Annotated in this window: 28 protein-coding genes; 18 read left to right on the top strand and 10 right to left on the bottom strand. The window is 64.5% G+C overall.

Annotation, left to right across the window (positions count from 1 at the left end):
* Positions 1 to 8: 8 nt before the first annotated feature.
* From CBW50_RS15245 to CBW50_RS15265, 5 genes are all read right to left on the bottom strand, one after another.
* Positions 9 to 233 (bottom strand): hypothetical protein, encoded by a 225-nt coding sequence (locus tag CBW50_RS15245; RefSeq protein WP_086146351.1) that lies wholly within the window; start codon positions 231 to 233, stop codon positions 9 to 11.
* A 35-nt stretch (positions 234 to 268) separates the two neighbouring features.
* A complete protein-coding gene (locus tag CBW50_RS15250) occupies positions 269 to 1,150 on the bottom strand; it encodes a LysR family transcriptional regulator (RefSeq protein ID WP_086146352.1) in 882 nt (293 codons plus the stop codon).
* 91 nt (positions 1,151 to 1,241) lie between these two features.
* Complete coding sequence (locus tag CBW50_RS15255; RefSeq protein WP_086146353.1) at positions 1,242 to 1,859, bottom strand: hemolysin III family protein; 618 nt, start codon at positions 1,857 to 1,859, stop codon at positions 1,242 to 1,244.
* A gap of 134 nt (positions 1,860 to 1,993) precedes the next feature.
* On the bottom strand, positions 1,994 to 3,505 hold the full coding sequence (locus CBW50_RS15260) for an NYN domain-containing protein (RefSeq protein ID WP_086146354.1): 1,512 nt from the start codon (positions 3,503 to 3,505) through the stop codon (positions 1,994 to 1,996).
* A 111-nt stretch (positions 3,506 to 3,616) separates the two neighbouring features.
* Positions 3,617 to 4,717: a dienelactone hydrolase family protein gene (locus tag CBW50_RS15265; protein WP_253251945.1), complete on the bottom strand. Its 1,101-nt coding sequence runs from the start codon at positions 4,715 to 4,717 to the stop codon at positions 3,617 to 3,619.
* A gap of 263 nt (positions 4,718 to 4,980) precedes the next feature.
* Here CBW50_RS15265 and CBW50_RS15270 point away from each other — a divergent pair, with 263 nt between their 5' ends.
* The gene (locus tag CBW50_RS15270; RefSeq protein WP_086146355.1) at positions 4,981 to 5,352 is read left to right on the top strand and encodes a flagellar basal body protein; all 372 of its coding nucleotides are present in this window, start codon (positions 4,981 to 4,983) and stop codon (positions 5,350 to 5,352) included.
* Between the two features lie 25 nt (positions 5,353 to 5,377).
* On the opposite strand, the gene CBW50_RS15275 is transcribed toward CBW50_RS15270, so the two are convergent.
* Positions 5,378 to 5,977, bottom strand: coding sequence for a TetR/AcrR family transcriptional regulator (locus CBW50_RS15275; RefSeq protein ID WP_086146356.1), 600 nt, complete (start codon positions 5,975 to 5,977; stop codon positions 5,378 to 5,380).
* Between the two features lie 140 nt (positions 5,978 to 6,117).
* On the opposite strand from CBW50_RS15275, the gene CBW50_RS15280 reads away from it, so the two are divergent.
* Genes CBW50_RS15280 through CBW50_RS15290 form a run of 3 tightly spaced genes read left to right on the top strand, consistent with a single transcriptional unit; the run spans position 6,118 to position 8,991 of the window.
* Positions 6,118 to 7,179 (top strand): sugar phosphate isomerase/epimerase, encoded by a 1,062-nt coding sequence (locus CBW50_RS15280; protein ID WP_086146357.1) that lies wholly within the window; start codon positions 6,118 to 6,120, stop codon positions 7,177 to 7,179.
* Positions 7,180 to 7,192: 13 nt separating this feature from the next.
* Positions 7,193 to 8,065, top strand: coding sequence for an alpha/beta hydrolase (locus tag CBW50_RS15285; protein WP_086146358.1), 873 nt, complete (start codon positions 7,193 to 7,195; stop codon positions 8,063 to 8,065).
* A complete protein-coding gene (locus tag CBW50_RS15290; RefSeq protein ID WP_086146359.1) occupies positions 8,062 to 8,991 on the top strand; it encodes an alpha/beta hydrolase in 930 nt (309 codons plus the stop codon). Before CBW50_RS15285 ends, CBW50_RS15290 begins: the two co-directional genes overlap by 4 nt.
* Before the next feature lie 54 nt (positions 8,992 to 9,045).
* On the opposite strand, the gene CBW50_RS15295 is transcribed toward CBW50_RS15290, so the two are convergent.
* The gene (locus CBW50_RS15295) at positions 9,046 to 9,585 is read right to left on the bottom strand and encodes a molybdopterin-dependent oxidoreductase (protein ID WP_086146360.1); all 540 of its coding nucleotides are present in this window, start codon (positions 9,583 to 9,585) and stop codon (positions 9,046 to 9,048) included.
* A 30-nt stretch (positions 9,586 to 9,615) separates the two neighbouring features.
* The gene (locus tag CBW50_RS15300; protein WP_086146361.1) at positions 9,616 to 11,604 is read right to left on the bottom strand and encodes a TonB-dependent siderophore receptor; all 1,989 of its coding nucleotides are present in this window, start codon (positions 11,602 to 11,604) and stop codon (positions 9,616 to 9,618) included.
* 275 nt (positions 11,605 to 11,879) lie between these two features.
* On the opposite strand from CBW50_RS15300, the gene CBW50_RS15305 reads away from it, so the two are divergent.
* The 8 genes from CBW50_RS15305 to CBW50_RS15340 all read left to right on the top strand — a co-directional run bounded on the left by CBW50_RS15305 (position 11,880) and on the right by CBW50_RS15340 (position 20,082).
* The gene (locus tag CBW50_RS15305) at positions 11,880 to 12,704 is read left to right on the top strand and encodes an IclR family transcriptional regulator (protein ID WP_086146362.1); all 825 of its coding nucleotides are present in this window, start codon (positions 11,880 to 11,882) and stop codon (positions 12,702 to 12,704) included.
* A gap of 51 nt (positions 12,705 to 12,755) precedes the next feature.
* The gene (locus CBW50_RS15310) at positions 12,756 to 13,910 is read left to right on the top strand and encodes an acyl-CoA dehydrogenase family protein (RefSeq protein WP_086146363.1); all 1,155 of its coding nucleotides are present in this window, start codon (positions 12,756 to 12,758) and stop codon (positions 13,908 to 13,910) included.
* Positions 13,911 to 13,921: 11 nt separating this feature from the next.
* Positions 13,922 to 15,457: a class I adenylate-forming enzyme family protein gene (locus tag CBW50_RS15315; protein ID WP_086146364.1), complete on the top strand. Its 1,536-nt coding sequence runs from the start codon at positions 13,922 to 13,924 to the stop codon at positions 15,455 to 15,457.
* Between the two features lie 74 nt (positions 15,458 to 15,531).
* Positions 15,532 to 16,698 carry an ABC transporter substrate-binding protein gene (locus tag CBW50_RS15320; protein ID WP_086146365.1) on the top strand — a complete coding sequence of 389 codons (1,167 nt, stop codon included), beginning with the start codon at positions 15,532 to 15,534 and terminating at the stop codon, positions 16,696 to 16,698.
* A 104-nt stretch (positions 16,699 to 16,802) separates the two neighbouring features.
* Positions 16,803 to 17,675 carry a branched-chain amino acid ABC transporter permease gene (locus tag CBW50_RS15325; protein ID WP_035817692.1) on the top strand — a complete coding sequence of 291 codons (873 nt, stop codon included), beginning with the start codon at positions 16,803 to 16,805 and terminating at the stop codon, positions 17,673 to 17,675.
* Positions 17,672 to 18,646, top strand: coding sequence for a branched-chain amino acid ABC transporter permease (locus tag CBW50_RS15330; protein ID WP_086146366.1), 975 nt, complete (start codon positions 17,672 to 17,674; stop codon positions 18,644 to 18,646). The genes CBW50_RS15325 and CBW50_RS15330 overlap by 4 nt, the downstream gene beginning before the upstream one ends.
* Complete coding sequence (locus CBW50_RS15335; protein WP_086146367.1) at positions 18,639 to 19,352, top strand: ABC transporter ATP-binding protein; 714 nt, start codon at positions 18,639 to 18,641, stop codon at positions 19,350 to 19,352. The genes CBW50_RS15330 and CBW50_RS15335 overlap by 8 nt, the downstream gene beginning before the upstream one ends.
* A gap of 28 nt (positions 19,353 to 19,380) precedes the next feature.
* Positions 19,381 to 20,082: an ABC transporter ATP-binding protein gene (locus tag CBW50_RS15340; RefSeq protein WP_086146402.1), complete on the top strand. Its 702-nt coding sequence runs from the start codon at positions 19,381 to 19,383 to the stop codon at positions 20,080 to 20,082.
* Between the two features lie 39 nt (positions 20,083 to 20,121).
* Here the strand turns inward: CBW50_RS15340 and CBW50_RS15345 are convergent, their stop codons facing one another.
* Positions 20,122 to 21,036, bottom strand: coding sequence for an HDOD domain-containing protein (locus CBW50_RS15345; protein WP_172404775.1), 915 nt, complete (start codon positions 21,034 to 21,036; stop codon positions 20,122 to 20,124).
* A gap of 239 nt (positions 21,037 to 21,275) precedes the next feature.
* Here CBW50_RS15345 and CBW50_RS15350 point away from each other — a divergent pair, with 239 nt between their 5' ends.
* Complete coding sequence (locus tag CBW50_RS15350; RefSeq protein WP_086146369.1) at positions 21,276 to 21,860, top strand: DinB family protein; 585 nt, start codon at positions 21,276 to 21,278, stop codon at positions 21,858 to 21,860.
* A 1-nt stretch (position 21,861) separates the two neighbouring features.
* Here CBW50_RS15350 and CBW50_RS15355 read toward each other — a convergent pair whose 3' ends face one another.
* Positions 21,862 to 22,254, bottom strand: coding sequence for a VOC family protein (locus CBW50_RS15355; RefSeq protein WP_086146370.1), 393 nt, complete (start codon positions 22,252 to 22,254; stop codon positions 21,862 to 21,864).
* 83 nt (positions 22,255 to 22,337) lie between these two features.
* Between CBW50_RS15355 and CBW50_RS15360 the strand changes: the two genes are divergently transcribed.
* The 5 genes from CBW50_RS15360 to lepB all read left to right on the top strand — a co-directional run bounded on the left by CBW50_RS15360 (position 22,338) and on the right by lepB (position 26,066).
* Complete coding sequence (locus tag CBW50_RS15360; protein WP_086146371.1) at positions 22,338 to 22,880, top strand: GNAT family protein; 543 nt, start codon at positions 22,338 to 22,340, stop codon at positions 22,878 to 22,880.
* A gap of 78 nt (positions 22,881 to 22,958) precedes the next feature.
* Positions 22,959 to 24,587, top strand: a complete 1,629-nt coding sequence (locus tag CBW50_RS15365) for an oleate hydratase (protein ID WP_301178812.1) — start codon at positions 22,959 to 22,961, stop codon at positions 24,585 to 24,587.
* A gap of 126 nt (positions 24,588 to 24,713) precedes the next feature.
* Positions 24,714 to 24,965 carry a hypothetical protein gene (locus tag CBW50_RS15370; protein ID WP_086146373.1) on the top strand — a complete coding sequence of 84 codons (252 nt, stop codon included), beginning with the start codon at positions 24,714 to 24,716 and terminating at the stop codon, positions 24,963 to 24,965.
* Positions 24,962 to 25,207: a hypothetical protein gene (locus CBW50_RS15375; protein WP_086146374.1), complete on the top strand. Its 246-nt coding sequence runs from the start codon at positions 24,962 to 24,964 to the stop codon at positions 25,205 to 25,207. Before CBW50_RS15370 ends, CBW50_RS15375 begins: the two co-directional genes overlap by 4 nt.
* Positions 25,208 to 25,394: 187 nt before the next feature.
* Positions 25,395 to 26,066 carry a signal peptidase I gene (gene lepB, locus CBW50_RS15380; RefSeq protein ID WP_086146375.1) on the top strand — a complete coding sequence of 224 codons (672 nt, stop codon included), beginning with the start codon at positions 25,395 to 25,397 and terminating at the stop codon, positions 26,064 to 26,066.
* The last annotated feature ends 65 nt before the right edge of the window (positions 26,067 to 26,131 follow it).

Below are 26,131 nucleotides of genomic sequence, written 5' to 3' on the forward strand. Positions count from 1 at the left end.
CGCGCCGGCTAGCGCGCCGGCAGCCTGGCGAGCAGCGCCAGTTCCTCCCAGTCGTCAGCGAGGCCGGCTGCCGCCAGAAACTCCGCCACGCCCTCGCTGGCGTCGATATCGGGCGCGCTGTCCGGATCGGCCCACAGGTTGTCGCATTCGGTGCAAACGACCACCTTTTGCCCCGTCTTCCTGACTTTCGCAAGAACCAGGTCGCCGTATTCGTCGCAGGTGGGACACTGCATGATTGCCTCCTTCGCCGGAACAGGCATGGGGCCGCCTACAGCTTCTGCTGCAGGAATTCGAGGAAGCAGCTGATGCGCTGCGCCAGCTGCGTATTGCGGTAGTACACGGCGTGGATCTGCTGGCGGTAGCCTGTATAGAACGGTTCGAGCACCTTGACCAGGCGGCCGGCGGCGATGTCGTCACGCGTCATGAAGTCGGACAGGCAGACGATGCCCTGGTCGTGCAGGGCCAGCTGGCGCAGGGTCTCGCCGCTGGAGGCGGCCAGCGCGGGCACGATCTGCAGGCTGTTGCCGGCGGCGTGGCGCAGCGGCCAGCTATTCCCCGGCTCATATTGCGCAAAGCCCAGCAGCGCGTGGGCAGCCAGGTCTTCCGGCGTGGCGGGCGTGCCGTGGCGCGCCAGGTAGGCGGGCGTGGCCAGCACGTGCAGCGGGCTGGCGCTGAGCGGGCGGGCATGCAGGGTCGAGTCGACCAGGGCGCCGATGCGGATGGCGATATCGGTACGGTGCTCGAGCAGGTCGGCGATCTGGTCATTGCTGGTCAGCTCCAGGCGGATGTCCGGGTACATGGCGCGAAATTGCGCCATGTGGGGCACCACGCAATGGAGCATGAAGGGCGAGGCGGCGTCCACGGAAAGACGCCCGGCCGGCTTCTGGCGGCGGATGCGGATCGATTCCTCCACGTCTTCCATCGAGGCGAGGATGGCGCGCGCCTTGTCCAGGAACAGCTGCCCTTCTTCCGTCAGCTCCATGCGCCGCGTGGTGCGCGTCAGCAGCGAGGTGGCCAGCTTGTCTTCCAGGCGGGACAGGGCGCGGCTGACGCCCGAGGTGGTTTGTCCCAGGTGCACGGCGGCCGCGCTCAGGGTGCCGCTGTCGATGACGGTGACGAAGATTTTCAGATCGTCCGAATTGATATCCATTGTTGCCTTATTATTGCTGCATTGTTGCCCGAGTTTCACATATCGCGTCATTATAATGGAATCGTGGCAACAGTGAAGGCGGCAGACAACGTCAGGCAACGTAGAACAAAATGGCGATAAAATGACAGCTACTGCCGGCCAGCACGAACAGGTGCCAGATGCCGTGGCCATGGCGCAGCTTGTGGTCGGTGGCATAAAAAACAATGCCGCCCGTGTAGCACAGGCCGCCGGCGACCAGCCACAAAAAGCCGTTCCACTCGAGCGCCGCCAGCAGCGGCTTGATGCCGATGACGACGAGCCAGCCCATGGCCACGTAAATCACCAGCGACAGGATGCGCGCGCCGCTGGCATACACATATTCCTGCACGATGCCGAACAGCGCGAGGCCCCAGACGACGCCGAACAGCGACCAGCCCCATGGCCCGCGCAGCGTCACCAGCATGAACGGCGTGTAGGTGCCCGCGATGAGCAGGTAGATGGCGCAGTGGTCGAGGCGCTGCAGCACGGCCTTGGCCTTGCCGCGCACGCTGTGGTACAGGGTGGAAGTGAGGTAGAGCGTGAGCAGCATGGCCGCATACACGCTGCAGCTGACGATTTTCCAGGGGTCGCCCGTGCGGGCCGCCACGACGATCAGGATGACGCCGCCGATGGCCGCCAGCGCGGCGCCCACCGTATGGGAAATGCTGTTGAACCGTTCACCGTGATACATGCCTGACCGCCCGCCTCGTTAAAAACAGGCTCATCGTACACGCTTGGGGGAACGGGGTGCGCGGTTTGCGCAAGGCAAGGCCAGAAAAGCCGGGGCGCATGCGCTTGCCGCCCCGCTTGTTCCTGCTCAGGCTATCAAGCCGCTTCCGCCTTCTTGCGCGCGGGACGGCGCGCCGGCGTCTTGCGCGGCGCCTTGGCCGGCTTGTCCTCCGCCACGACGGCCGCTTCCACCGGCGCCGCCTCAATCACGGGCGCCGCTTCAACCACGGCGTCGGCCGCTTTCTTGGCCGGCTTTTTCGCCGCAGCCGCCTTGCGGGCCGGCGTGCGCGGCTTGGCCTTCGGCTTGGCTTCGGCGGCGGCTGCCACGACCGCTTCCGGGACCGGCTCAGGCACCGGCTCGGGTGCCGGCTCGGGTGCCGGCTCGGGTGCCGGCGCGGCTTGCGCTACCTCAAGGGCCCCGGCACGCGCTTCGCGGGCGCCGTCGCCATTCTTGCGGCCACCGCGGCCATTGCGGCGCGAACCGCGCTTGGCGCTGCCTTCGTCCGCCACCGCTTCGGCCACTTCATGCAGGACCTCGGGTTGCGGCGCTTCCGGATACGGCTCGATGACGGCAACGGCCGCTTCGGCCTCGGCCACCGGCACGAAGGCCTGTGGCGCGGACTCGCCGCGGCGCTGCTCGTTCTGCTTGCGGCCGCCACGGCCATTGCGGCGCGAATCACGGCGGCTGCCGCCTTCGCGGCTGCCCTCTTCGGCCGTCACGACCGTTTCGCCGGCGACGACTGCTTCGCTGGCCACATCGCCGCTCACGGCGGCCGGCACGGCCGCCAGGGCGTTGCTGCGGTAGACGTAGGCGCCCGATTTCTCATCGCGGCCAAATTCCAGCAGGCCGCGCGTCTGCGCTTCTTCCAGCAGGTTGCCGAAGGTGCGGAAGCCGTAATACGACTCGCTGAAGTCGGGCTTGCGGCGCTTGATCGCCTCTTTCAGCATCGAAGCCCAGATCTTGCCGCTGTCGCCGCGCTCGGAGACCAGCGCGTCGAAGGTGGCGACGGCCATCTCGATCGCTTCCGTCTTGCGCGACTCGTATTTTTCCTTGCGGCGCACTTCCTCGTCGGGCGAACGCTTGGCTGCCGGCGTTTCGCGCGCGTCGCGCTTGGCGGCCGTGCGGCGGCTCTCGCGCACCAGGTCATCGTAGAAAATGAATTCGTCGCAGTTCGCCACGAGCAGGTCGGAGGTCGACTGCTTGACGCCCACGCCGATCACCTGCTTGGCGTTTTCGCGCAGTTTCGATACCAGCGGCGAGAAATCGGAGTCGCCGCTGATGATGACGAAGGTATTCACATGGGCCTTGGTGTAGCACAGGTCGAGCGCGTCGACGACCAGGCGGATGTCGGCCGAATTCTTGCCCGACTGGCGCACGTGGGGGATTTCGATCAGCTCGAAGTTCGCCTCATGCATGGTGCCCTTAAAACTTTTATAACGGTCCCAGTCGCAATATGCCTTCTTGACAACGATGCTGCCCTTGAGCAGCAAGCGTTCCAGGATAGGTTTGATATCGAATTTTTCGTAATTTGCATCTCGCACGCCGAGCGCGACGTTTTCAAAGTCGCAAAACACGGCCATGCTGAGGTTTTCTGGGGATGACGCCATAAGGGTGAATTCTCGCTGATGATAAGGGCGGACGGGAAGCGCAACGCCTCCCTTTTCGCCTAGTATATTCGCCCATCCCCCGTTTCGGCGACAACTATCGTGCGCAGCCGCTTAATCGGCGCCGCCGGCGGCGCTTGCGCTGGGGACGCGAGCGCCGCCCGGCCACACGACGCTCTCATCGACCGAGTATAGCTGGCAGGGGGTGCTGCTGCGCCGCTGGCACGACGCCAGCGCGCGGAAATCGGGACTTTCGCCCTCTTCCGCCCAGCCCCAGGCGCCGCTGGCCGAGACGGCAAAGGCGCGCGGCGTAGTCTTGCCGAGGAAGGTGCGGTAGGCGGCGCGCCCCTGCTCGGCCAGGTAAGGCACGGCGGCGATGTCGCCCTGCAGCGCGAAATGCGTGTCGGGCGGAGACGGCGCATCGGCCACAGCGTAGACCTGGCGCACCGGCATGCCGATTTTTTGCAGGAAACGCTCGGCAGGCGGCAGCCAGACGGCCACGCCATCGCGGCTGCCCAGGGTCAGGTGGGCGTCGCGCTTGAACGGTCCGTAGGCAAACAGCTCGCCCCTGCCGCCCGAGCCGGCAAACGAGTGGAACAGGCGCTGCACCAGCGCCGGCGCAAAATAGGAGTCGTTCGCGCCATACAGCCACAGGCTGGGGATGCGGCTGTAGGCGCCGAAGGTGGCGAAGGCCTTGGCCAGGGCCGACGGCCAGTCGCAGCCTGGCATGTCGACGCGCAAGCCCCCGGCGAAATTGAACACCCCGCGCACGCCGGGCAGCGTCCGGGTAGCCAGCGCCAGCGCCGCCATGCCGCCATACGACTGGCCGGCCACGACGATGCGCTCGAGGTCGACCCAGCTCTGGCGCCGGGCATAGGCCAGCGCATCGAGCACGTCGCGCGCCTGCCCACGGGCGTTGGCCAGCATGTCGCAGCCGAAATCGCGGTAAGTGCCCGTGGATTGGGCAAATCCAGTGCGCATGGGCAACATCACGGCATAGCCGCGGCGCACGAATTCGGTCGCCATGTAGATGAAGCGCTCGCGCTGCTGCTGCCTGGCCGGCCCCGCCTGTTTGCCATGATTCATCAGCAACAGGGGAAACGGGCCGGGGCCGCCGGGGCGAAATACCGTCGTTTCCAATGCTTCATGCATGCCGTCACCGGCAGGCACCATGATGATCTGCTCGTTCAGGCGCGCATCGAGCGGCAATGGCACGCGCTGGGCTTGCGAGGGAAGGCAGAGCGAGCCGAGCAGCAAACTCGGCGACAACAGGCGGGCGACGCGGGAAATGGCGGACTCCTGATCAGGCGCATGAATGATTCCCAGCCAGTCTAGGCAGCGCCATGCCACAGAACAATATCAAACAGTTACGTTAAATAACTTTTTTTAGAGAAAACAACGGGCAGGAAAATTATTGCCTTGCGCCAAGCACTTTTCCGCTGGCGGGAGTAAACTGGAAGCCTTCTGAAGGAGTCGCCATGTCCATATCCGCCCTCACCACCGGTACCTCGGGGCTGACCGCCAACCAGCGCGCGCTGGACGTGGCCGCCAACAATGTCGCCAATGCGAATACGCCGGGCTTCCAGCCGCAATCGGCCAACTTCCAGGAAGCCAGCCCGGCCGGCACGGGCGTCACCCTCTCCGTCGAAGGGCGCAAGCTGGCCGCCGGCGAAAGCGTCAGCGGCGCCAACGCGAATGCGGCCAAGGCAGCCGAAAGCCGGCCGAACGGCGTGGGCCTCGCTTCCGAACTGACCGATAACCTCGTCTACAAGGCTGGTTTTAATTTATCGGCGAATGTCGTCAAGGCGGCCGACCAGGCCCTGGGCAGCCTGATCGACGTCAAGACTTGAAGACACCGACTATCGACAAGCTAGTCTAGCTTTGCATTTCCAGCGCCAGCGGCGCCATGGCCGGCGTGATCAGCGCCAGCAGCCGTTCGGCAGGAATGCCGTCGCGCGCCTGCACCGACAAACCGTGCAGCAAGGCCGCATAGTAGTCGCCCAGCGCCTGCACGTCCGCCTCTCCTTTTAATTCCCCAGCCAGCTGCGCCGCGCGCAGGCGCTCGATGACGGCTTGCGTGCGCGCGCGGCGGTGCTGCGCCAGCCAGTCGGCGATGCCGGCGTTGTCCGCGCTCGTATTCGTGGCGGCCGTGACCACCATGCAGCCTTGCGGCTGGCCGCTGCGCGTGTACAGCAGCACGGCTTCTTCCAGCATGCGCGCCACCGCGTCGCGCACGCTCAGGCTGGCCGCCAGCGCGTGCACGGCAAACGCGCCTTCTCCCGTTTCATACAGTTCCACGGCTTCGCGGAACAACTGCTCCTTCGAGCCGAACGCCGCATAGATGCGCGCCGAGGCGATGCCCAGCGCCGCCACCAGGTCGGCCATCGATACGCCTTCGTAGCCGCGCGTCCAGAACGCGTCGCGCGCTTTTTCCAGCGCCAGCGCGCGGTCAAATTCCCTCGGTCTTCCTGCCATCTTGATCCTCTGCTTGCGAAGTGGCGGCCAGTATAACGCCTGGCGCCCGCGGCGCGTTCCCGATTTATTTTGCATCAGCGTCTTGACCGGACGGGAAATTTCGCCTATTCTTTGTCGATCGACAAACAATAGGAGCCGATATGAAAACCATCCAAGGACCAAGCCTGCACCTGGCACAATTCGCCGCCGACACGGCGCCCTTCAACACCCTGCCCGCCATTGCCGAGTGGGCGGCCGGCATGGGCTTCAAGGCCCTGCAGATTCCCGCCTGGGATGCGCGCCTGTTCGACGTGGCGCAGGCTGCCCACAGCCAGCAATACTGCGACGAGCTGGTGGCCATGCTGGCCAGCCATGGCCTCGTCATCAGCGAACTGACGACGCACATCCTCGGCCAGCTGGTGGCCGTGCACCCGGCCTACGACGCGCTGTGCGACAGCTTCGCCCCGGCACACCTGCACGGCCAGCCGGCCGCGCGCACCGAGTGGGCCATCGAGCAAGTGAAACTGGCGGCCATGGCCTCGAAACGCCTGGGCCTGACCGACATGGGCACGTTCTCCGGCTCGTTCGCCTGGCCCTACCTGTTCCCGTTCCCGCAGCGCCCGCCCGGCCTGATCGAGGCGGCTTTCGACGAGCTGGCGCGCCGCTGGCTGCCCATCCTCGACGTATGCGAGGAACAGGGTGTCAACCTGTGCTACGAAATCCACCCGAGCGAAGACCTGCATGACGGCATCAGCTTCGAGATGTTTTACGAGCGCGTGGGCCGCCATCCGCGCTGCAAGATGCTGTTCGATCCCAGCCACTTCGTGCTGCAGCAGCTCAATTACCTGGAATTCATCGATATCTACAAGGACCACATCCGCATGTTCCATGTGAAGGATGCGGAATTCAATCCGACCGGACGGCAAGGCATCTATGGCGGCTACCAGTCGTGGGAAAACCGCGCCGGGCGCTTCCGCTCGCTGGGCGATGGTCAGGTCGATTTCAAGGCGATTTTTTCGAAGATGGCGCAGAACGACTACGCCGGCTGGGCCACGCTGGAATGGGAGTGCTGCCTGAAAGACCAGGAGGTAGGGGCGCGCGAAGGCGTGGCCTTCATCAACGCCCACATCATCCCCGTGACTGACAAGATCTTCGACGACTTCGCCGGCGCCCCCGTCAGCGCGCAGCAGATCAACACCCTGCTCGGCATCGAGCATAACTAAACAAGGAAACCCAATGAACGATTTTACCGACGAATTTACACATGATTACGTCCGCCTCGACGGCGAGCGCCTGCATTGCGTCATCGCTGGTCCCGGCACCGGCAAGCCCGTGCTGCTGATTCCCGGCTGGCCGCAGACCTGGTACGCGTGGCGCCATGTGATGGCGGCGCTGGCCGCCAGCGGCTATCAGGCCATCGCCATCGACCCGCCGGGCAGCGGCCACTCCAGCCGGCCGGCCGGCGGCTATGACACCGGCGCCGTGGCGGCCACCCTGCACCGCGCCATGCTGGCCCTGGGCCACGCGCAGTACGACGTGGTGGGCCATGACATCGGCATGTGGGTGGGCTACGCGCTGGCCAGCGATTTCCCGCAGGCGGTGACGAAACTGGCGCTGACGGAAGCCGTGATTCCCGGCCTGGCGCCCGCGCCGCCGATTTTTGTCGCGCCGTCCGACAACATCTTCCTGTGGCACTTCATGTTCAACCAGGTGCTGGATTTGCCGGAAATGCTCACTGCAGGCAAGGAGCGCGAATATATCCGCTTCATTTTCGACCGCTGGTCATACCGCCGCGACCAGGTCGCCGTCGACGTGTATGCGGACGCCTACGCCACGCCGGGCGCCCTGCGCGCCGGTTTCGCCTACTACCGGGCGATTCCGGAAACCATCCGGCAAAACCTGGAACGGGCAAAACGCAGCCTGGCCATGCCCGTGCTGGCCATCGGCGCCGACCACGCGACCAATGATGCCCCGCTGCTGACCATGCAGGGCAAGGCGGATATTCTCAAAGGCGCCATCGTCGCCGAATGCGGCCACTTCATCATGGAAGAACAGCCGCAAGCGTTCATCGCCCATCTGCTGCCCTTCCTGGCAGGAGATGCGGCATGAGCCTGGACCCGCTGATCGCCGCCTGGCTGGAACAGACGAAAGACGCGCCGCCGCCCGCCTCGCTGGCGGACCTGCGCGCAGCCACGGAAACGGGGTTGCGCCAGCTGCACGGCGCCCTGGAGGAAGTGGCGTCCGTCACCGACTACGTGCTGCCCGGCGAACATGCGCTGACCGTGCGCGCCTACATGCCGGCCGGCGCGGACATGGGCCAGCCCTTGCCGGCCATCGTCTTCGCGCACGGCGGCGGCTGGTGTCTGTGTTCGCTGGACCTGTACGACAATCCATGCCGCGCGCTGGCCAACGCCACCGGCTGCGTGATTTTCTCCGTCGACTACCGGCTGGCGCCCGAGCACAAGTTCCCCGTGCCGCTAAGCGACTTTTACAGTGCCCTGTGCTGGGTCGCCGACCAGGCGGAGATGCTGGGCATCGATGCGAAACGCCTGGCCGTGGGCGGCGACAGCGCCGGCGGCAACCTGGCCGCGGCAGCGGCCCTGATGGCGCGCGACCAGGCCGGACCGGCGCTGGCGCACCAGCTGCTGCTGTACCCGGCGCTCGATTTCGCCTTCGACACGCCTTCCTACCAGCGCTACGCGGATGGCCATTCGCTGACCCGGGAAGCGATGCGTTTTTGCTGGTCTGCCTACCTGAACGAGCCGGCCGACGGCGCGCAGCCTTACGCGGCGCCCCTGCGGGCGGCCTCGCTGAAGGACTTGCCGCCGGCGACGGTGCTGGTGTGTGAATACGATCCGCTGCATGACGAAGGCGAAGCCTATGCGCGGTATTTGCGCGACGACGGTGTGGCGGTGCAGTGCGTGCAGCTCGACGGCATGATCCACGCATCGATGCACATGCTGGGCCTGACGCCAGCGGCGCGGGGACTATTTGACATCGCAGGCCAGGCGATGCGGCAAGCGCTGGCGACATAAAAAAAACGCGCCGGGGATGGCTCCACGGCGCGTTTTTCCTCCATCAGCTGCGCATCACTCCACCAGCTTGCGCACCTCAATGCCATTGAGCCACTTCACATGGCGCGGGCCCGTGCGGATGTCCTTCGCCGAGATGAGGGCAATCTCTCCATCGTTGTCGTCGAGCGCCTTGCCGTTCTTTTCATAGTAGACGATCACGCCCTCGCCGGCCGAAGCGTTATACAGCTCGCCCCAGGAAAACACCACCGCATAGCCGTCGGTGGCCGTGGCGATGACGGCGAGCTTCTTGACGTCGTTATGGCCGGGCGCATCGAGCACCGCCTTGTCGAGAATGTCGCGCAGGCGCACGCCCTTGTAGCTGGTGATGGTCTCGGCCTTGTCGCCATTGTGCCGCGTGACGACGATTTCCCCGCCGTTGGCCGGCGGCAGCTGGCGCAGGTCGGCCACCTTCAGGCTCAACGGCGTTTCCACCATGCCCGTCACGGCCAGCGCGTGGCTCATATTGTCGCGCGCGGGAGCAGGAGCGGCAGACCACGCGGGCGCCGCGGCCAGCAACGCCACCGAGGTAAAGCCAGCCAATATTTTCTTCAACATGCTGTGTCCTTTCATTGAGTAGTCAAAAAATCAGAACTGGTACTGCGCATTGGCCAGCCATGTGCGGCCCGCGCCGGGAAAGCCGTCGGCCAGCGCAAAATTGCGGTCACCGAGGTTCGCCACGCCCGCTTCCAGTGTCAAAGCCGGCAACGGGCGGTACACGGCCTTCAGGTTCAGCGTGGCAAAGCCGCCCAATTCCAGCGTATTCGAGACCCAGCGTCCGCTGTTCGCTTCAGCGATGGCCACCACGTCGACCTGGCGCGCCGCGTGCAGCACGGCATGCGCCGTCAGCTTGTGGCGCGGCACGTCCGTCAGGCGCGTGGCGCGGTCGCTGACATTTTTCATGTCCGTGTACGTGTAATTGCCGCCGACCTCCAGCCAGGCGCCGGCGCGGCCACGCAAACCCAGCTCCACGCCGCTGATATGCGCCCTGCCCACGTTCTGCATCTGCGCACGCACGCCAGAAACATTCGCCACGCTCTGAATCTTGTCCTTCACGTCGCTGTAGAACAGCGCCGCTTCCAGGCTGGCGCCCTGCACGTTTCCCTGATACCCAAGCTCATAGTTCATCGCCTCTTCCGCGCGCAAGGCCGGGTTTTCGATATACGTGCCCAGGCGCTGCGAGTAGCGGTCCTTCAGGGTCGGCAGACGCGACTTGCGCGCCACGGTGGCGTACACGCGCGAGTCAAGACCAGTCTTGTGGAACAATCCCGCCTGCAGGTCGGTGGCCGACTGATTGCCGGGCAAGGTATAGGCATTGCCGGCGCTGTAGACGGTGTCCGGGCGAAGCGCGTTGCGCGAGGCGCCCAGCGACAGTTCCGTCGCCGCATTGAGGGCGATGCTGTCTTCCGCGCCCAGGGTCCACAGCGCATCCTTGTACCAGGTGTTGCGCACGCCCCTGGCGTCGAGTTCCTGGTGCTCGTCGGCCTTGTAGCTGGCGACAAAGCGCAGGCTGTGCGCGGCCAGGCGGAACGATTCGAGTTCCACCGCGCCGCCATTCGTGCGGTCGTTGTAGATGCTGCGCCCGCCGCTGACGCTGCCCTGGCCGCTGGTCTTGATGGTGCTGTAGCTGCCATTGGTGAACGAGGTGATTTCATTGTCGTAGCTGTCGTGGTAAAGGCGCAGTTTCAGGCGTTCCTGCTGGCCCAGGCGCGTCTGCGAGACGAAATACACGCTTTCCTTGTTCCAGTACGGCCATTGCCAATAGCGGGCGCCGGCGGGATTCGTCGATGGCGGCTGCCCCTTTTCGCCATGCTGCTTGTAGTAGCTGAAGGCATACTCGTCGCCGCCCGCCGGCGTGTAGCCCACCTTGAACGACAGTTTATGGTCCTTGCGATACGCGTTGTTGCGCATGCCGCCGTCTTCCGTGGCCGTGGGGCGGAAATCGGACGACATGGGGAAGCCGTCGCTGTCGATGTACGACACGCCCGCCTGCAGATACCACAAACCCTGGTTCGTGCCCACGTTCGCCGACACCTGGCGCTCGCTGCCGGAGCCGAAACCGACGGATACGTCGCCCTCCATCGGCGCGGACGGCTTGCGCGAGATCAGGTTGATGGCGCCGCCCAGGGTATTGGCGCCATACGCCACGGAGCTGTAGCCCTTGGCCACCTGGATGGCGGCCAGGTCGGCCGTCGTAAATCGGTTGAAGTCGACGTAGCCGTCATACGGCACGTAGACGGGAATGCCGTCGATGTACAGCGGCACCTGGCGCGCATCGAAGCCGCGTAGGGCGACGGTTTTCTCGTTGCGCGAATTGGTCGACAGCGACACGCCCGAGAGCAAATTCAAGGCGTCGCCCACGTTGTCGCGGTTAAAGCGGCGCATCTCGGCCCGGCTCACTTGCGAGGCCACCTGCTGCTCCATCTGGCCTGCCTGCTCCCGCTGGCCTACCACTGTCACCGTGCCCAGCACGAACGGCGCCGCCCCATCCACCTCATCCTTGCCGCTTGTCTGCTGCGCCTGCGCCATTTGCGCCAGCGCCAGCATCACCGCGCCTGCCATTACCTGTTTCAACATCGTCTTGATCTTTCCACTCTCGCTATATATCGTCTTATATAACGATATTCAAAAAAGCGGCCGCCTTGCGACAGCCGTTACCCAGCAGCGCAATATACAGACGTATATAGCGATGCTCAAGCGACAAGACCAAAAGCGTGCGTGCAAGTCAAATTTCAGGCCTTTTTCATGCATTGCAGCATTTCGCTATGCGAACGAATGTTTCACAAAACGATTGACACGCGGAATGGCGCTAGGCAAACTGGTTTCCAGGGAGTCAGCAAATGAATGCAAATATGACAAATATTCAGGCCGCAGCAGATCCGGAAATCATCGTCTTCAGCGACGACGACGAAGGCAAGGACCGCCAGTTCGTCAATGCGCTGGCGCGCGGACTGGAAGTGCTCCGGTGCTTCCGTCCCGGCGAAGTCTATCTGTCGAACGCAGACATGGCCAAGCGCACGGCCATCCCGAAACCGACGATTTCGCGCCTCACCTACACCCTCACCAAACTCGGCTACCTGAACTACTCGGACAGCCTGGGCAAGTACCAGCTGGGCGCCGGCGTGCTGGCCCTCGGCTACCGCATGCTGTCGAACCTGGACGTGCGCAAGATGGCGCGCCCGCTGATGGAAGAACTGGCCGAGCATGCGCAGGCGTCCGTCTCGCTGGGCACGCGCGACCGCCTCAGCATGGTGTACGTGGAAACCTGCCGCAGCAGCGCCAACGTCACCCTGCGCCTCGACGTCGGTTCGCGCATTCCCCTGATGACCACGGCCATGGGCAAAGCCCTGCTGTGCATCCTGCCGCAGGCCGAGCGCGACTACCTGATGGACCATGCGCGCGTGCACGAGACGGAACGCTGGCCGCGCATCAAAGCCGGCATCGAGCAAGGCTTCAAGGATTACCAGGACCGGGGCTTTTGCATCTCCGCCGGCGAATGGCAGAACGACGTGCATGCCGTGGGCGTGCCCATGCTGGGTGCCGACGGCGAACAGGTGATGGCCTTCAATTGCGGCGGCCCCGCCTTCCTGCTGTCGCGCGAAAAACTCGAATCCGACCTGGGTCCGCGCCTGGTGGCTCTGGTCAAGACAGTGGAAAAAAACCTGGGCCGCGGTTAGACTGCGCGCCCCCTCTCAACGACAGATCACATCAAAGCGCCGAGGAAACCGATGATACGCGACGAAGAAACCCTGAACATCCTGCTCGACAGCATCGCCCGTTTCGTGCGCGAAGTGCTGGTGCCGAACGAGGCGCTGGTGGCCGAGACGGACACGATCCCGCCCGCCATCGTGGCGCAGATGCGCGAACTGGGCCTGTTCGGCCTGTCCATTCCGGAAGCCTACGGCGGCCTGGAACTGAGCATGGAAGAGGAAGTGCGGGTCGCGTTCGAGATCGCCCGCACCTCGCCCGCCTTCCGCTCGCTGATCGGCACGAACAACGGCATCGGCTCGCAAGGCATCGTCATCGACGGCACGGAAGCGCAAAAACAATACTATCTGCCCAAGCTGGCGGCCGGCGAGATCATCGGCTCGTTCGCCCTGACGGAAGCGGGATCGGGGTCCGATGCCGCCTCGCTGCGCACGACGGCCGTGCGCGATGGCGATTTTTACATCCTCAACGGCAGCAAGCGCTATATCACCAACGCGCCCGAAGCGAGCATTTTTACGGTCATGGCGCGCACGGATCCCGTCAAGCGCGGCGCCTCGGCCATTTCCGCCTTCATCGTGGAAAAGGATACGCCGGGCCTGTCGCTGGGCAAAATAGATAAAAAAATGGGCCAGCAAGGCGCGCATACCTGCGACGTCATCTTCGAAAATTGCAAGGTGCCGGCCGCGAACATCATCGGCGGCAAGGAAGGCGTGGGTTTTAAAACAGCCATGAAGGTGCTCGACAAGGGTCGCTTGCACATCGCCGCCGTCTGCGTGGGCGCGGCCGAGCGCATGCTGGCCGACGCCCTGGCCTACGCCATGGAGCGCCAGCAGTTCGGCCAGCCCATCGCCGAATTCCAGCTGATCCAGGCCATGCTGGCCGACAGCAAGGCCGAGATCTACGCGGCGCGCAGCATGGTGCTCGACGCGGCGCGCCGGCGCGACAACAAGGAAGACATCTCGACGGAAGCGTCGTGCTGCAAGCTGTTCGCCTCCGAAATGTGCGGCAGAGTCGCCGACCGCTCCGTGCAGATCCACGGCGGCGCCGGCTATATCAGCGAATACGCGGCCGAGCGCTTTTACCGCGACGTGCGCCTGTTCCGCATCTATGAAGGCACGACGCAGATCCAGCAGATCGTCATCGCCCGCAACATGATCAAGGCAGCGCAAAAGTGAAGGAGGACGCGATGGACATTCCCGCCCTGCTGGCCCACTTGCCGGCGCGCCTGTCGGCCATTCCCGCCCACTGGGCGGCGCGCGCGCCCGATGGGCCCGCGCTGCATGAGGGCGGCCGCAGCTGGACTTACGCCCAGCTGCAGCACAGTGTGGAACATGCGGCACAGTTGTTGCGCCGGCTGCACGTGCGCGCCGGCGACCGCCTGATGGTGGTGGGCGAGAACTGCGCGCTGCAGGTGGCGCTGATTTTTGCCGCCGCCAGCATCGACGCGTGGATCGTCAACGTCAATGCGCGGCTGTCGGCGCGCGAGATCGACACCATCGCCACGCACAGTTCCGCGCGGCGGCTGCTGTTCCTGGCCGGCGCCTCGCCGGAAGCGGCCACCCATGCCGCACGCCTGGGTGCCGCCGCCCCCTTCACCGTCGACGGCATGGGCGAGCTGCTGGCGGGCGACTTGAACGAGGCGGCCATGGCGGAAGACACGGTGCCCGGCAACGAACAGGTGGCCGCGCTGATCTACACGACAGGCACCACCGGGCAGTCGAAGGGCGTGATGCTCACGCACCGCAACCTGCTGTTCATCGCCGCCGTCTCCAGCACCCTGCGCGGTTTGAGCAGCACCGACCGCGCCTACGGCGTGCTGCCGATTTCCCACGTGTACGGCCTGGCCTCGGTGGCCCTGGGCACCCTGTATGCGGGCGCCGCGCTATACCTGGTGCCGCGCTTTTCCGTCGACGGCTTGCTGGCCGCACTGAAAGACGACGGCTTGACCATCGTGCAAGGCGTGCCCGCCATGTATGCCAAGCTGCTGCAAACCCTGGGCGGCGCCGATACGCCGCTGGCCACGCGGCTGCGCTTTGCGTATGCGGGCGGATCGCCGCTGGCGCCGTCGCTCAAGCGCGACGTGGAAAAGCTGCTGGGCACCGCACTGCACAATGGCTACGGCATGACGGAAAGCGCCCCCACCATCAGCCAGACGCGCCTGGAAACGCCGCGCCTTGACGATTCCGTCGGCACGCCGATTCCGGGCGTGCAAGTGCGCGTGGTGGACGTGGCCGGCAAGGACGTGACGCCGGGCGAGCCCGGGGAATTATGGATACGCGGACCGAACGTCATGGCCGGCTATTACCGCGAACCGGCCATGACGGCGGCCACCATGCGCGACGGCGGCTGGCTCAACACGGGCGACATGGCCCGCCAGGAGCCTGACGGCGCCCTGTTCATCGTCGGCCGCACCAAGGAACTGATCATCCGCTCCGGCTTCAATGTGTATCCGCTGGAAGTGGAAACGGCGCTCAACGCCCACCCCTCCGTGGTGCAGTCGGCCGTCGTCGGCCGCAGCCTGGCCGACGGCAACGAGGACGTCATCGCTTATGTGGAACTGGACCCGCAGCGCCCCGTGACGGTGCAGGCCTTGCACGATTACCTGGCGCAGACCCTGTCGCCGTACAAGTGCCCGTCCGCCATCCTCGTCATGGAAGCGCTGCCGGCTGCCGCCACGGGCAAGATCCTGAAGGGGCAATTGCGGCAGATGGCACAGAACTAGTAGTCAATTCAACATTGCACTTGCTCTCAAGAGACCCGACAATAAAACCAAGCCACATCACCGGAGGAGACACGATGAAACGCACCTACACACGCATCGCCATGGCAGCGCTGGTCGCCAGCGCCTGGATGGCACAGGCCAGCGCCGACGAATTCCTGGTCGGCGCGGAAATCCCGCTGACGGGCAACCTGGCGCGGGTCGGCGCCGGCATGCAGGAAGGGATCATGGTCGCGGCCGAAGTCTTCAACAAGACCAACGGCAAGCACACCATCAAGATCATCACCGTCGACGACGAATCGGCGCCCGCCAAGGCCATCGCCGCCGTGGAAAAACTCGCCAGCCAGGGCGTGGTGGCCATCACGGGCGGCTACGGCTCGAACAATATCTCGCCCGCCTCGGACACGGCCAATAAACTGGGCCTGGTCTACATCACCTCGGGCGGCGTGGACGACAACCTGGTGGCCAGCGGACGCAAGAATTTTTTCCGCATCAATAACACGGCCGGCTACGAAAAAGCCATGCTGGGACTGCTAGCCGACGTGGGCGCCAAATCCGTCTCCATCGTGTATTCGACCAAGGACGCCACCACGGGCCTGGCCAAGGACGTGGAGAAGGCCCTGAGCGCCAGGGGCGTGAAGGTGACGACGCACTCGTTCGACCCGGCGATCACGGACTTCAAGCCCATCATCAACAAGATCAAGCTGCAGGATAAATCCGAAGTCGTGGCCATGGTCGGCTACGAAAACGACTACGTGGGCATCATCCGCGCCGCCCGCGTGCTGAAACCGAAGATCAAGGCCATGGTGGGCGTGTGGTCGCTGGCCACGCCGAAGATGGCGTCCGACTTCCCCGACCTGATGCCGAACGTCTTCGGCACGGCCCTGCTGCCCTTCCCGACCGAATTCAAGACGGCCGACGGCAAGGCCTTCAGCGACGCCTACAAGCAGCTGTACAAGAAGGAGCCGGACTACCTGGGCCAGTTCGGCTATGTGCAGTCGATGCTGCTGTTCGAGGCGATCGCCCGCGCGGCCGACAAGGGCACGCTGAAGAAGGGCGGCGTGGCCGAGGAAATGCGCAAGACGGACCGTGAAACCCTGATCGGCCGGGTACAGTTCGCGGCCAATGGCGACAACCTGAACTTCGTGCACCGCATGGCGCAGCACCAGGACAAGAAGGTGGTGATCGTCTGGCCGAAGGAGCACGCCACGGGCAAACTGAACTACCCGGCCCTGCCCTGGTAAGCAGCCTCCCGCTGCACACGCGCGCGCCCGCCGGGCGTGCACCGATGAACGGCGGTCCTGGTGCCTCTTCGCGATGCGCCCGGGCCGCCTGACGGGATGACGACATGACAGAATTAATCTTGCAGGCCCTGTATTCGGGCTTGCTGCAGGGCGGCTCCTACGCCCTGATCGCACTGGGGCTGGCGCTGGTCTTCGGCACCATGAAAGTGATCAACCTGGCGCACGGCGAACTGGTGCTGCTGGCCGCCTATATCGCCTACAGCGTGGAGTCAGGCCTGGGCCTGGGGCCGATGTTCGCCATTCCCATCGCGCTGGTGATCGTCAGCCTGACGTCCGTGGGCGTCTACCTGATCGTCAGCCGCATCAAGAAGGACCGCGAAATCAATTCGCTGATCCTCACCTACGGCATCGGCGTCATCCTCACCAACTTCATTTTGCTGGTCTGGAAGGCCGACATCCGCTCGACGTCGTCGAGCTGGCTGCAGGAAGGCTTCGAGATCGGCCCGTTTTTCAGCATGCGCAGCGAAGTCATTTTCTTCGGCGTAAGCCTGGTGCTGATGGCGGCCCTGTGGCGCTGGCTGTCGACCAGCTGGTATGGCCGCGCCGTGCGCGCCGTGTCCAGCAACCGCGATGCGGCCAAGCTGATGGGCATCGACCCGGGCCGCACGGAACTGGTCTCCTTCTTAGTCGCCGGCATCCTGGCCGCCTTCGCCGGCGTCGCCCTGTTCAGCTATGGCGTGATCCAGCCGGCCTACGGCGGCGCGCTGACAGTGAAAGCCTTCATCATCACGGTACTGGCCGGCATCGGCTCGATACCGGGCGTGCTGCTGGCCGCCGTGCTGCTGGGCGTGGCCGAAGCGCTGACCGTCACCCTGGCCAGCTCCGCGCTGCAGGAATTGTCGGGCATGGTGCTGTTCCTGCTGGTGCTGTTCATCATGCCGAACGGCCTGTTCGGCGCACAACGGAGGCGCGGATGAAGCGCTCGACCTGGATTTCCACGGCAATCCTGCTGCTGGCCGCGTATGTCGCCGTGCCGCTGGCCCTGAGCGCCAACCAGTACGTGATGAGCATGGTGGTGGCGGCGCTGATCATCGGCGGCGTGGCCATGTCCTGGGCCCTGCTGGGCAACCTGGGCGGCATGGTCAGCTTCGGCCACGCGGCATTCTTCGGCGTGGGCGCGTATGTCTCCGCGCTGGCCACCGTGAAACTGGGCGTGCCCGTGTTTGCCGCCATGCTGCTGGGCGGCATCGGCGCGGCCCTCGCCGCCGTCATCATGCTGCCCGTGCTGCGGCTGCGCGGGCCGTATTTTGCGCTGGCCATCCTCGCCTACGCCCACATCTTCCGCATCCTGGCCACGGAATGGAGCTCGGTGACGGGCGGCGCCGGCGGCATCAACAATATCCCGGCCTTGCCCGCCGTCTTCGGTTTTGATCTGGCCAGCAAGACGGGCGCCTACCTGGTGGTGCTGACTCTGGTGGTGGCGTGTGCGTTCGCCTACGGCCGCATCCGCGCCAGCCATTACGGCATCGCGCTGCGCGCCATGCACGACAGCGAAGACGCCACGCGCGTCGTCGGCGTCAACAGCACCTTGCTGAAAGGCGCGATGCTGCTCGTGTCGGCCTTCATGGCGGGCCTGTTCGGCGCCTTCAACGCCCACTACATCAACTTCCTCGAGCCCGACTACGCCTTCAACAGCCTGTGGGTCACGTTACCGATCGTGGCGGCCATCTTCGGCGGCTACCGCACGATACTCGGCCCCGTGCTGGGCGCCGTCGTGGTGTACCTGGTCGACCAGCTGGTTTTCAAGTCGCTGATTCCCACCGGCCACCAGCTGGTGCTGGGCGTGCTGCTGGTGGCGATGATCGTCTTCAGCCCGAACGGCCTGCTGCCGCTGCTGCAAAAATGGCTGAAAAACATGTTCAAAGCGAAGGGGAAAGCACATGCTTGAACTCGATAATGTATCCGTGCGCTTCGGCGGCCTGACGGCCGTCGATGCCGTCACGTTAAAGGTGGGCAGCCACGACGTGATCGGCCTCGTGGGCGCGAACGGCGCCGGCAAGACCACCCTGTTCAACGCCATTTCCGGCCTGGTGCGCCCCACCGGCGGCGGCATCCGCTTCGAGGGACGCGACATCATGGCCACGCCCATGTACCAGCGCGCGCGCCTGGGGCTGGGCCGCACCTTCCAGATTCCGCAACCGATGCATGAATTGACGGTGCGCGAAAACCTCGTCGTGGCGCAGCGCTTCGGCACCGGCAAGATCGACATGCGCAAGATCGATGAAATCCTCGATTTCACGAGCCTGGCGGACAAGGCGCAGCGCGACGCGGCCAGCGAACTGGCGCTGACGGAGCTCAAAGCGCTGGAAGTGGCCAAGGCGCTGGCGACGAATCCGAAACTGCTGCTGTTAGATGAAGTGCTGGCCGGCCTGGAAACAAACGGCAAGCGCCGCTTCATGGGCATGCTCAAGGACTTGCACGCCGCCTTTGGCGTGGGCATCGTCATGATCGAGCACGATATCGAGACCATCAGCAATCTGTGCCAGCGCGTGGCCGTGCTCAATTTTGGCCAGCTGATCGCCGACGGCACGCCCGATTGCGTCTTCCGCGATCCGGCCGTCATCGAAAGCTATACGGGAGCCGCTCATGCCTGAATCGATGCTTGAAACGATGCCTGAAACGATGCTTGAGATAAATCAACTGCGCGCCGGCTATGGCGCCATCAATGTGCTGTGGGATGTATCGCTGTCCATCCAGAAGGGCAAGCTGACCACCATCATCGGCCCGAACGGCGCCGGCAAGACGACCTTGCTGCGCGCCATCATGGGTCTGCTGCCCGTGGGCGCGGGCAGCATCGCGCTCGACGGCACGCCCATCAACGGCACGCCGACGTGGAAGATGAGCGATGCGAGGGTCACCATGATCCCCGAGGGACGCATGACCTTCCGCGACATGAGCGTGGAAGAAAACCTGATCATGGGCGCCTTTCCGAAGGAGCACCGCCGCCACATGCCTGCGCGCCTGGCCCAAGCCTACGCCATGTTCCCGCGCCTGCACGAGCGGCGCAAGCAGCTGGCCGGGTCGCTCTCCGGCGGCGAGGCGCAGATGCTGGCGATGGCGCGGGGCCTGATGTCGGATCCGTCGCTGCTGATCATCGACGAGCCGTCGCTGGGCCTGGCGCCGCTGGTGGTCAACGAGCTGTTCGAGATACTCGCGCGCCTGAATGACGGCAAGCGCACCATCATTTTAGTGGAGCAGAACACGGCGCGCGCCGTCGGCGTGGCCGATCACGTCTACCTGATGCAAAGCGGTAAGGTGGCGCTGTCGCAGGCGGCGGTTGATGTCGACCTCGAGCATCTGCATGCGCTGTATTTTGCGCGCTGAGCGGCATGGCCGGCGCCGAGGTAGAGCGGCCTGCGGCCATCAATCCTCGTCCTCGTCCTCGTCGTCGGCCAGTTTGTCGAACACCTGCAGCTCACTCTTGCCGAGTCCGGTCATCACGAAGGGGTCGTCGGCAGGAAGGCGGCCCGTATCGACCAGCATGCGCAGCTTGCTCAAGCGCTCGCCCTGCGCCAGCGCTTGCGCCTGCGGATCGGCATCGGCTTGCCAGGCTTGCCCGATCGCGCGGGTGACGGACTCGGGGAACTCCCACAATTCGGCGATCCGCACCGACAAGATGCGCGCTTGCGCGAACACCTGGGCAATGAAGGCGTCCGATTGCGGAAAGGCGTCGGGCGCATGCATCTGGTCGATCAGCCGGAAGGCCACCACCAGGCCGACATTGGCCATCAGTCCCGCTAGGTAGGCGTCGAAGGCGTTGGCCTGCAGCGCAGGCGCGACCAGGTTGGCCGCCAGCGCGCATTTCTCGGACTGGCGCCAGATCAGCGGCGCCGTGCGGATGGTCAGCCCGCCGCTCTGCATGCTGACGATGGGGCGGAAGGCGACGCGGGCCAGCAGCATGCGCATGCCGTTCTGCCCGAGCAGCATGATGGCGCCTTCCATGTTGTCGATCGACGGGCTGGCGTTGTAGCGCGAATGGTAGCAGGGCCGGTTCGCTTCGCGGTAGACCTCGGCGACCAGCAGCACGTCCTGGGACAGCTGGCGCGACAGCTGGGCCGCGCTCATGTTTTCATCTTGCAGGGTACGCATCAACTGCGGAATGATGGCCGGAATGCGCGGCACCAGCGCCGCGCCGGCGACCGGTTCACTGGCCAGGCGCGTCAATTCGTCCAGAATCTGCTGTTCGGCCTGCTTTGACGCCTGCGCCGAACCCGCGGCCGCCAGCCAGCGGTAGTAGACGGCATCGATTTCGGTGATGGTGGCTGGCTGCCGTGTCATCTCGGGCGCCGCCGCTGCCGTGAGGGGAGCCGGCTTGTTTTTGTCGCCGCCGTTCAGTAATTTTCCTATCCAACCCATTTTCTTCTTCCAGCCCTATGTGCATCACTATCGCGCAATCCGCTGCGCGATTTTACTTGATGACAGCAGCGCTGGTGCGGCTGGCGTGAGCGGCGTTGTTCAGCCGCCGCAAAGTGCTACAGTAGCACTCTCGCAGGTCCCCCTGCTTTGCAAGGTATATCATGAGCAATATGCTGGCCCAGTACGTCACCAGCCAGGCGTACAACAACGCCTGGGCCAACCACCGCCTGCTGAAGGCTTGCGGGCAGCTGACCCAGGCCGAGTTCCAGGCCACGCGCGTCAGTTTCTTCCCCACCATCGGCTACACCCTGAACCACATCCTCACATGCGACTGGTTTTATCTCGACGCGCTCGAGCGCGAGCTGCGCGGCGAAGCGCCCCACCCCGACTGCTATGTCTTTTTTGAAAAGGACGAGCCATTCGCCGACAGTGCGGCCCTGCACGCGGCGCAGCGCGCCTCGGATGCGCGCCTGATCGCCCATTGCCGCAGCCTGTGCGATGCGGACCTGGCGCGGCCCGTGACGATATTGCGCGACACGCCGCAAATCGACACGCGCCAGCGCCTGCTGGCGCATCTGTTCCAGCACCAGATTCACCACCGCGGGCAAGTCCACGCCATGCTGGCCGGCACGCGCATCGCGCCGCCCCAGCTCGACGAGTTCTATTGCGCCGGCGAAGCGGACGAGCGGGCGCAGGATTTTCTGGAGCTGGGATGGACGGAGGACGGCGTCTGGGCACCGCGCTGAATCATTCTTCGGCGTGGCAGCAGACGCACAGCTTGTTGCCATCGAGGTCGCGGAAGTAGGCGCCATAGTAGTCGGCATGATAATGCGGCCGCAAGCCGGGCGGCCCCTCGCACACGGCGCCCAGCGCCAGCGCGGCCTGGTGGCAGCGGTCCACCTGGGCGCGGCTGGCCGCCAGCAAGGCCGTCATCTGGCCGTTGCCGGCAGTCGCCGGCAAGCCGTCGTGCGCTGCCGTCAGCACGAACAGGGGACGCGGCGCGCCCTGCGCCATCCAGCCAGCCCAGGGCCGGGCCGGGTCATGAAATTTTTCGATCAGGTCGAGTTCTCCCAGCAGAACCGCATAGAAGGCGTAGGCGCGGGGGAAATCGTTGGTGCCGAGGCAGAGATGGGACAGCATGCTGCTCCTTCATGAATGCAAACGGGTGTGCGGCGAAGTGCGCGAGCTGATTATAATGGCGCATCGCTACCCGACACCATCCCATGCCAGACATCGACCGCCTCCAACTGTCCCCCCCGACCAGCGCCGACCTCCCCGGCTTGCTCGCCTTCGAGCTGGAAAACCGCGCCTATTTTGAATCCTGGGTCACGGCCCGGGCGCCGTCCTACTACCACCAGGAAGCCATCGCCGCCGCCGTCGAGCAGGCGCAGCGCGAACGCGAGAAAGACACGGCACACCAGTACCTGGCCAAGCTGGACGGGCAAATCATCGGCAGGGTCAACCTGACGGCCGTCACGCGCCCGTATTTCAACAAGGCAACGCTCGGTTACCGTATCGGCGAACGCTTCGGCGGACGCGGCTACGCCACGCGCGTGGTCGCCCTGCTGCTGCAAGAGGCGTTCGGCGCACTCGAACTGTGGCGCCTGGAAGCGACGGCGCGGCCGCAAAACCTCGGCTCGATCGCCGTCATGCAACGCAACGGCTTTCACCAGTATGGCAAGTCGGCACAAGCCATGTTTTTCCAGAATGCATGGTCGGACTTGCTGTACTTTGAACGGCGCAAGGACCATGCCATGCTCGAGTAAAACCGAGCAATTGCTCTATTGAGCAGCCATGCTGCCCCTCGATGTTATAAGATAGGCAAATATGGCACGGCCTCCGCCGTGCCGCTTGCCAGCCTTTCGCGCACGCGACTGCGCACACATTCGGGGAAAAACATGAGTAATACAGACAAAAAAGCCTATCTGGTAGGCGGCGGCATCGGCTCGCTGGCCGCGGCGGCCTTCATGCTACGCGACGGCGGCATGCAAGGCAGCAATATCAGCATCTTTGAAGCGGCGCCCGTGACCGGGGGCAGCCTCGACGGCGGTGGCAACGCCGAGGATGGCTACACGCTGCGCGGCGGGCGCATGCTGACCACCGACAATTATGAGTGCACCTGGGACTTGTTCAAGAGCATCCCCTCGCTCGAACATGCGGGCCTGAGCGTCTACGATGAAACCATCGCCTTCAACGAACGGCACATTCCCCACTCGCGCGCGCGCCTGGTCGACCGCAACCGCTTCAAGGTCGATGTCAGCAGCATGGGCTTTTCCATGCAGGACAGGCTGGAACTGCTGAAGCTGACGGAAGCCGATGAAGACACCCTGGGCAGCAGCGCCATCACGGACTGGCTCTCGCCCGCATTCTTCGACACCAGCTTCTGGTACATGTGGGCCACCACGTTCGCCTTCCAGCCCTGGCACAGCGCGGTCGAGTTCAAGCGCTATCTGCACCGCTTCATGCTGGAGTTTTCGCGCATCGAAACCCTGGCAGGGGTCAAGCGCACCGTCTACAACCAGTACGATTCGCTGGTGCGCCCCCTGGTCGCCTGGCTGCAGGAGCAAGGCGTGACCATCGTCATGGATTGCGCCGTCACGGATATCACGCTGCAGGAGACCGACGGCCGCCTGACCGCCACCGCCCTGCACTGCCAGCGCCGCGGCCTGGCCGACGTGATTGCCGTTGCCGCCGGCGACCTGGTGTTCTTCCAGAATGCCTCGATGACGGATGCTTCCAGCTATGGCAGCATGCACAGCGCGCCGGCCAAGCGCACGAAGAACGACAGCCATGGCTGGCGCCTGTGGGAAAAGCTGGCCGAAGGCCGCCCGGAACTGGGCCGTCCCGCCGTCTTCAACAGCAGCATCCCGGAATCGTACTGGGCGTCGTACACGGTCACGCTGAAGGACAGCGCCTTCTTTGACAGGATGGAACAATTCACGGGCAACAGCGCGGGCACGGGCGGCCTCGTCACCTTCAAGGACAGCAACTGGTTCATGTCGGTGGTGCTGGCGCACCAGCCCCATTTCGCCGGCCAGCCCGCTGGCGTGCAAGTGTTCTGGGGCTACGCGCTGCACCCCGACCGCATCGGCAACTTCGTCGCCAAGCCCATGTCCGAATGCAGCGGCGAGGAGATCCTGCGCGAACTGTGCGGCCACCTGAACTTCGACCTGGACATCATGGCCACGGCCAACTGCATTCCCTGCCGCATGCCCTACATCACCAGCATGTTCATGCCACGCACGAAAAGCGACCGTCCGCTGCCCGTGCCGGCCAGCTGCGTCAACCTGGCCTTTGTCAGCCAATTCGTGGAAATCGCCGACGATGTCGTGTTTACCGTGGAATACTCGGTGCGCGCGGCGCAAACGGCCGTCTACCAGTTGCTCGGCGTACAGCGCGAGGTGCCGGCCATCCACGCGCACGACAAGTCATTGAAAGTCAAGCTGGACGCCGTCATCAAGGCCTTCAAATAGCCGCTTTGCCGGACAGCAATGCGCCTGTCCGGCAATCCGGCGCGACTTTGTCGCAGCGCAAAGCAGTGCGATATTGGACTGATAACGTCAAGGTACGGGAATCTTCCCTGCCTTGCAAAGTCCGACATGAAATTGCGTCAACGCCTGTTTGAACATGTGCTGCTGGTACTGGCATTGGCGCTCGCCATCTTTGCCGCCGCCATCGTGCTGGCGCGCATGACGCAATGGGCGGAAGTGCAGGAACTGCCCGCCTACCTGATACAGGGCATGCACCTGGTGGGCAAGATCCTGTTTTTCCTGGACGGCTGCATCGTCATCGCCGTCAGCAGCATCCTGGCCGCCCGGCTGTTCCGCATGCTCACCAAGGAGGATTTATGAACAACCTGCACTACCTGCTGACCCTGCGGCATCCGCGCCGCTTCTGGTGCAGCGCCATCGTCATTGCCGTGGCCTCGGCCATCGTGCTGGGCCCATGGCTCGACAGCATTCCATGGCTGGTGGCGATCCCCCTCGTGGCTGGCGGCCTGCTGGTGGCGCTGGGTGAACTGTGGGACGACATGCACGGCAAGCGCCTGCGAAACGGCGGCGACGATACGCATACGCCGTGCCGGCATCCGTGAAGCGGGAACGGAAATGTTGAAACGCGAGTGATGTATGCACGCAACAGCGTTCCCGCCATTGCGCCCAGTCCCCTGATTTCTCACCGGATTTAAGACCGGCTTCAGCCTCGCCGTGCATCGTGGCATGGCGCCGGTACCGCTGGCGCGTTCCCCAACGATCACAGGCACTGGCCGAAAGCGAGACACGATGAAAACATGGATGCGCGCCAACAAAGGCTTTTTGATGTTTCTCCTGCTGTTCGGCGTGTTCCGCACGGCCGTGGCGGACTGGAATCCCATACCGTCGGCATCCATGCGCCCCAACCTGCTGGAAGGGGACGTGGTCTTCGTCAACCGCCTCGCCTTCAACCTGAAAGTGCCGCTGACCGATATCGTATTGCAACGCCTGGGCGAACCACAACGGGGCGACATCGTGACCTTTTCCTCGCCAAAAGACGGTACGCGCCTGATCAAGCGCATCATCGCCCTGCCCGGCGATACCGTGGAGATGCGCGAGGAACAACTGATCATCAATGGCCAGCCTGCCCAGTACACGGCACTCGATACGGCGCCCGAAACCATTGCCCACGTGGGCCGGCTGACGGCGCAGCGCATCAGCGAACGCAACAGTACGGAACAGCACCGCATCCAGCTCTTGCCGCAGATCAAGGGCGCCGCACGCAGTTTTGCTCCCGTGACGGTGCCCGCCGACCATTTTTTGATGCTCGGCGATAACCGCGACAACAGCGCCGACTCGCGCTATTTCGGCTTCGTCCCACGGCAATTGCTGATCGGCAAGGCCGAGCGCATCCTCGTCTCGGCCAACGTCGAAGAGCATTGGCAGCCGCGGCTGCAGCGCTTCGGCATGAAACTGGAATAAGAGCCTAGCTCAGTCGATGAATGCGGGGATAGGCGCTCAGCCCCGCCCCTGCGACGATGCCGTGC

Origin of the sequence: Janthinobacterium sp. GW458P (genome assembly GCF_002127585.1) — a bacterium.
In the GTDB taxonomy this organism is placed as follows: domain Bacteria; phylum Pseudomonadota; class Gammaproteobacteria; order Burkholderiales; family Burkholderiaceae_D; genus Janthinobacterium.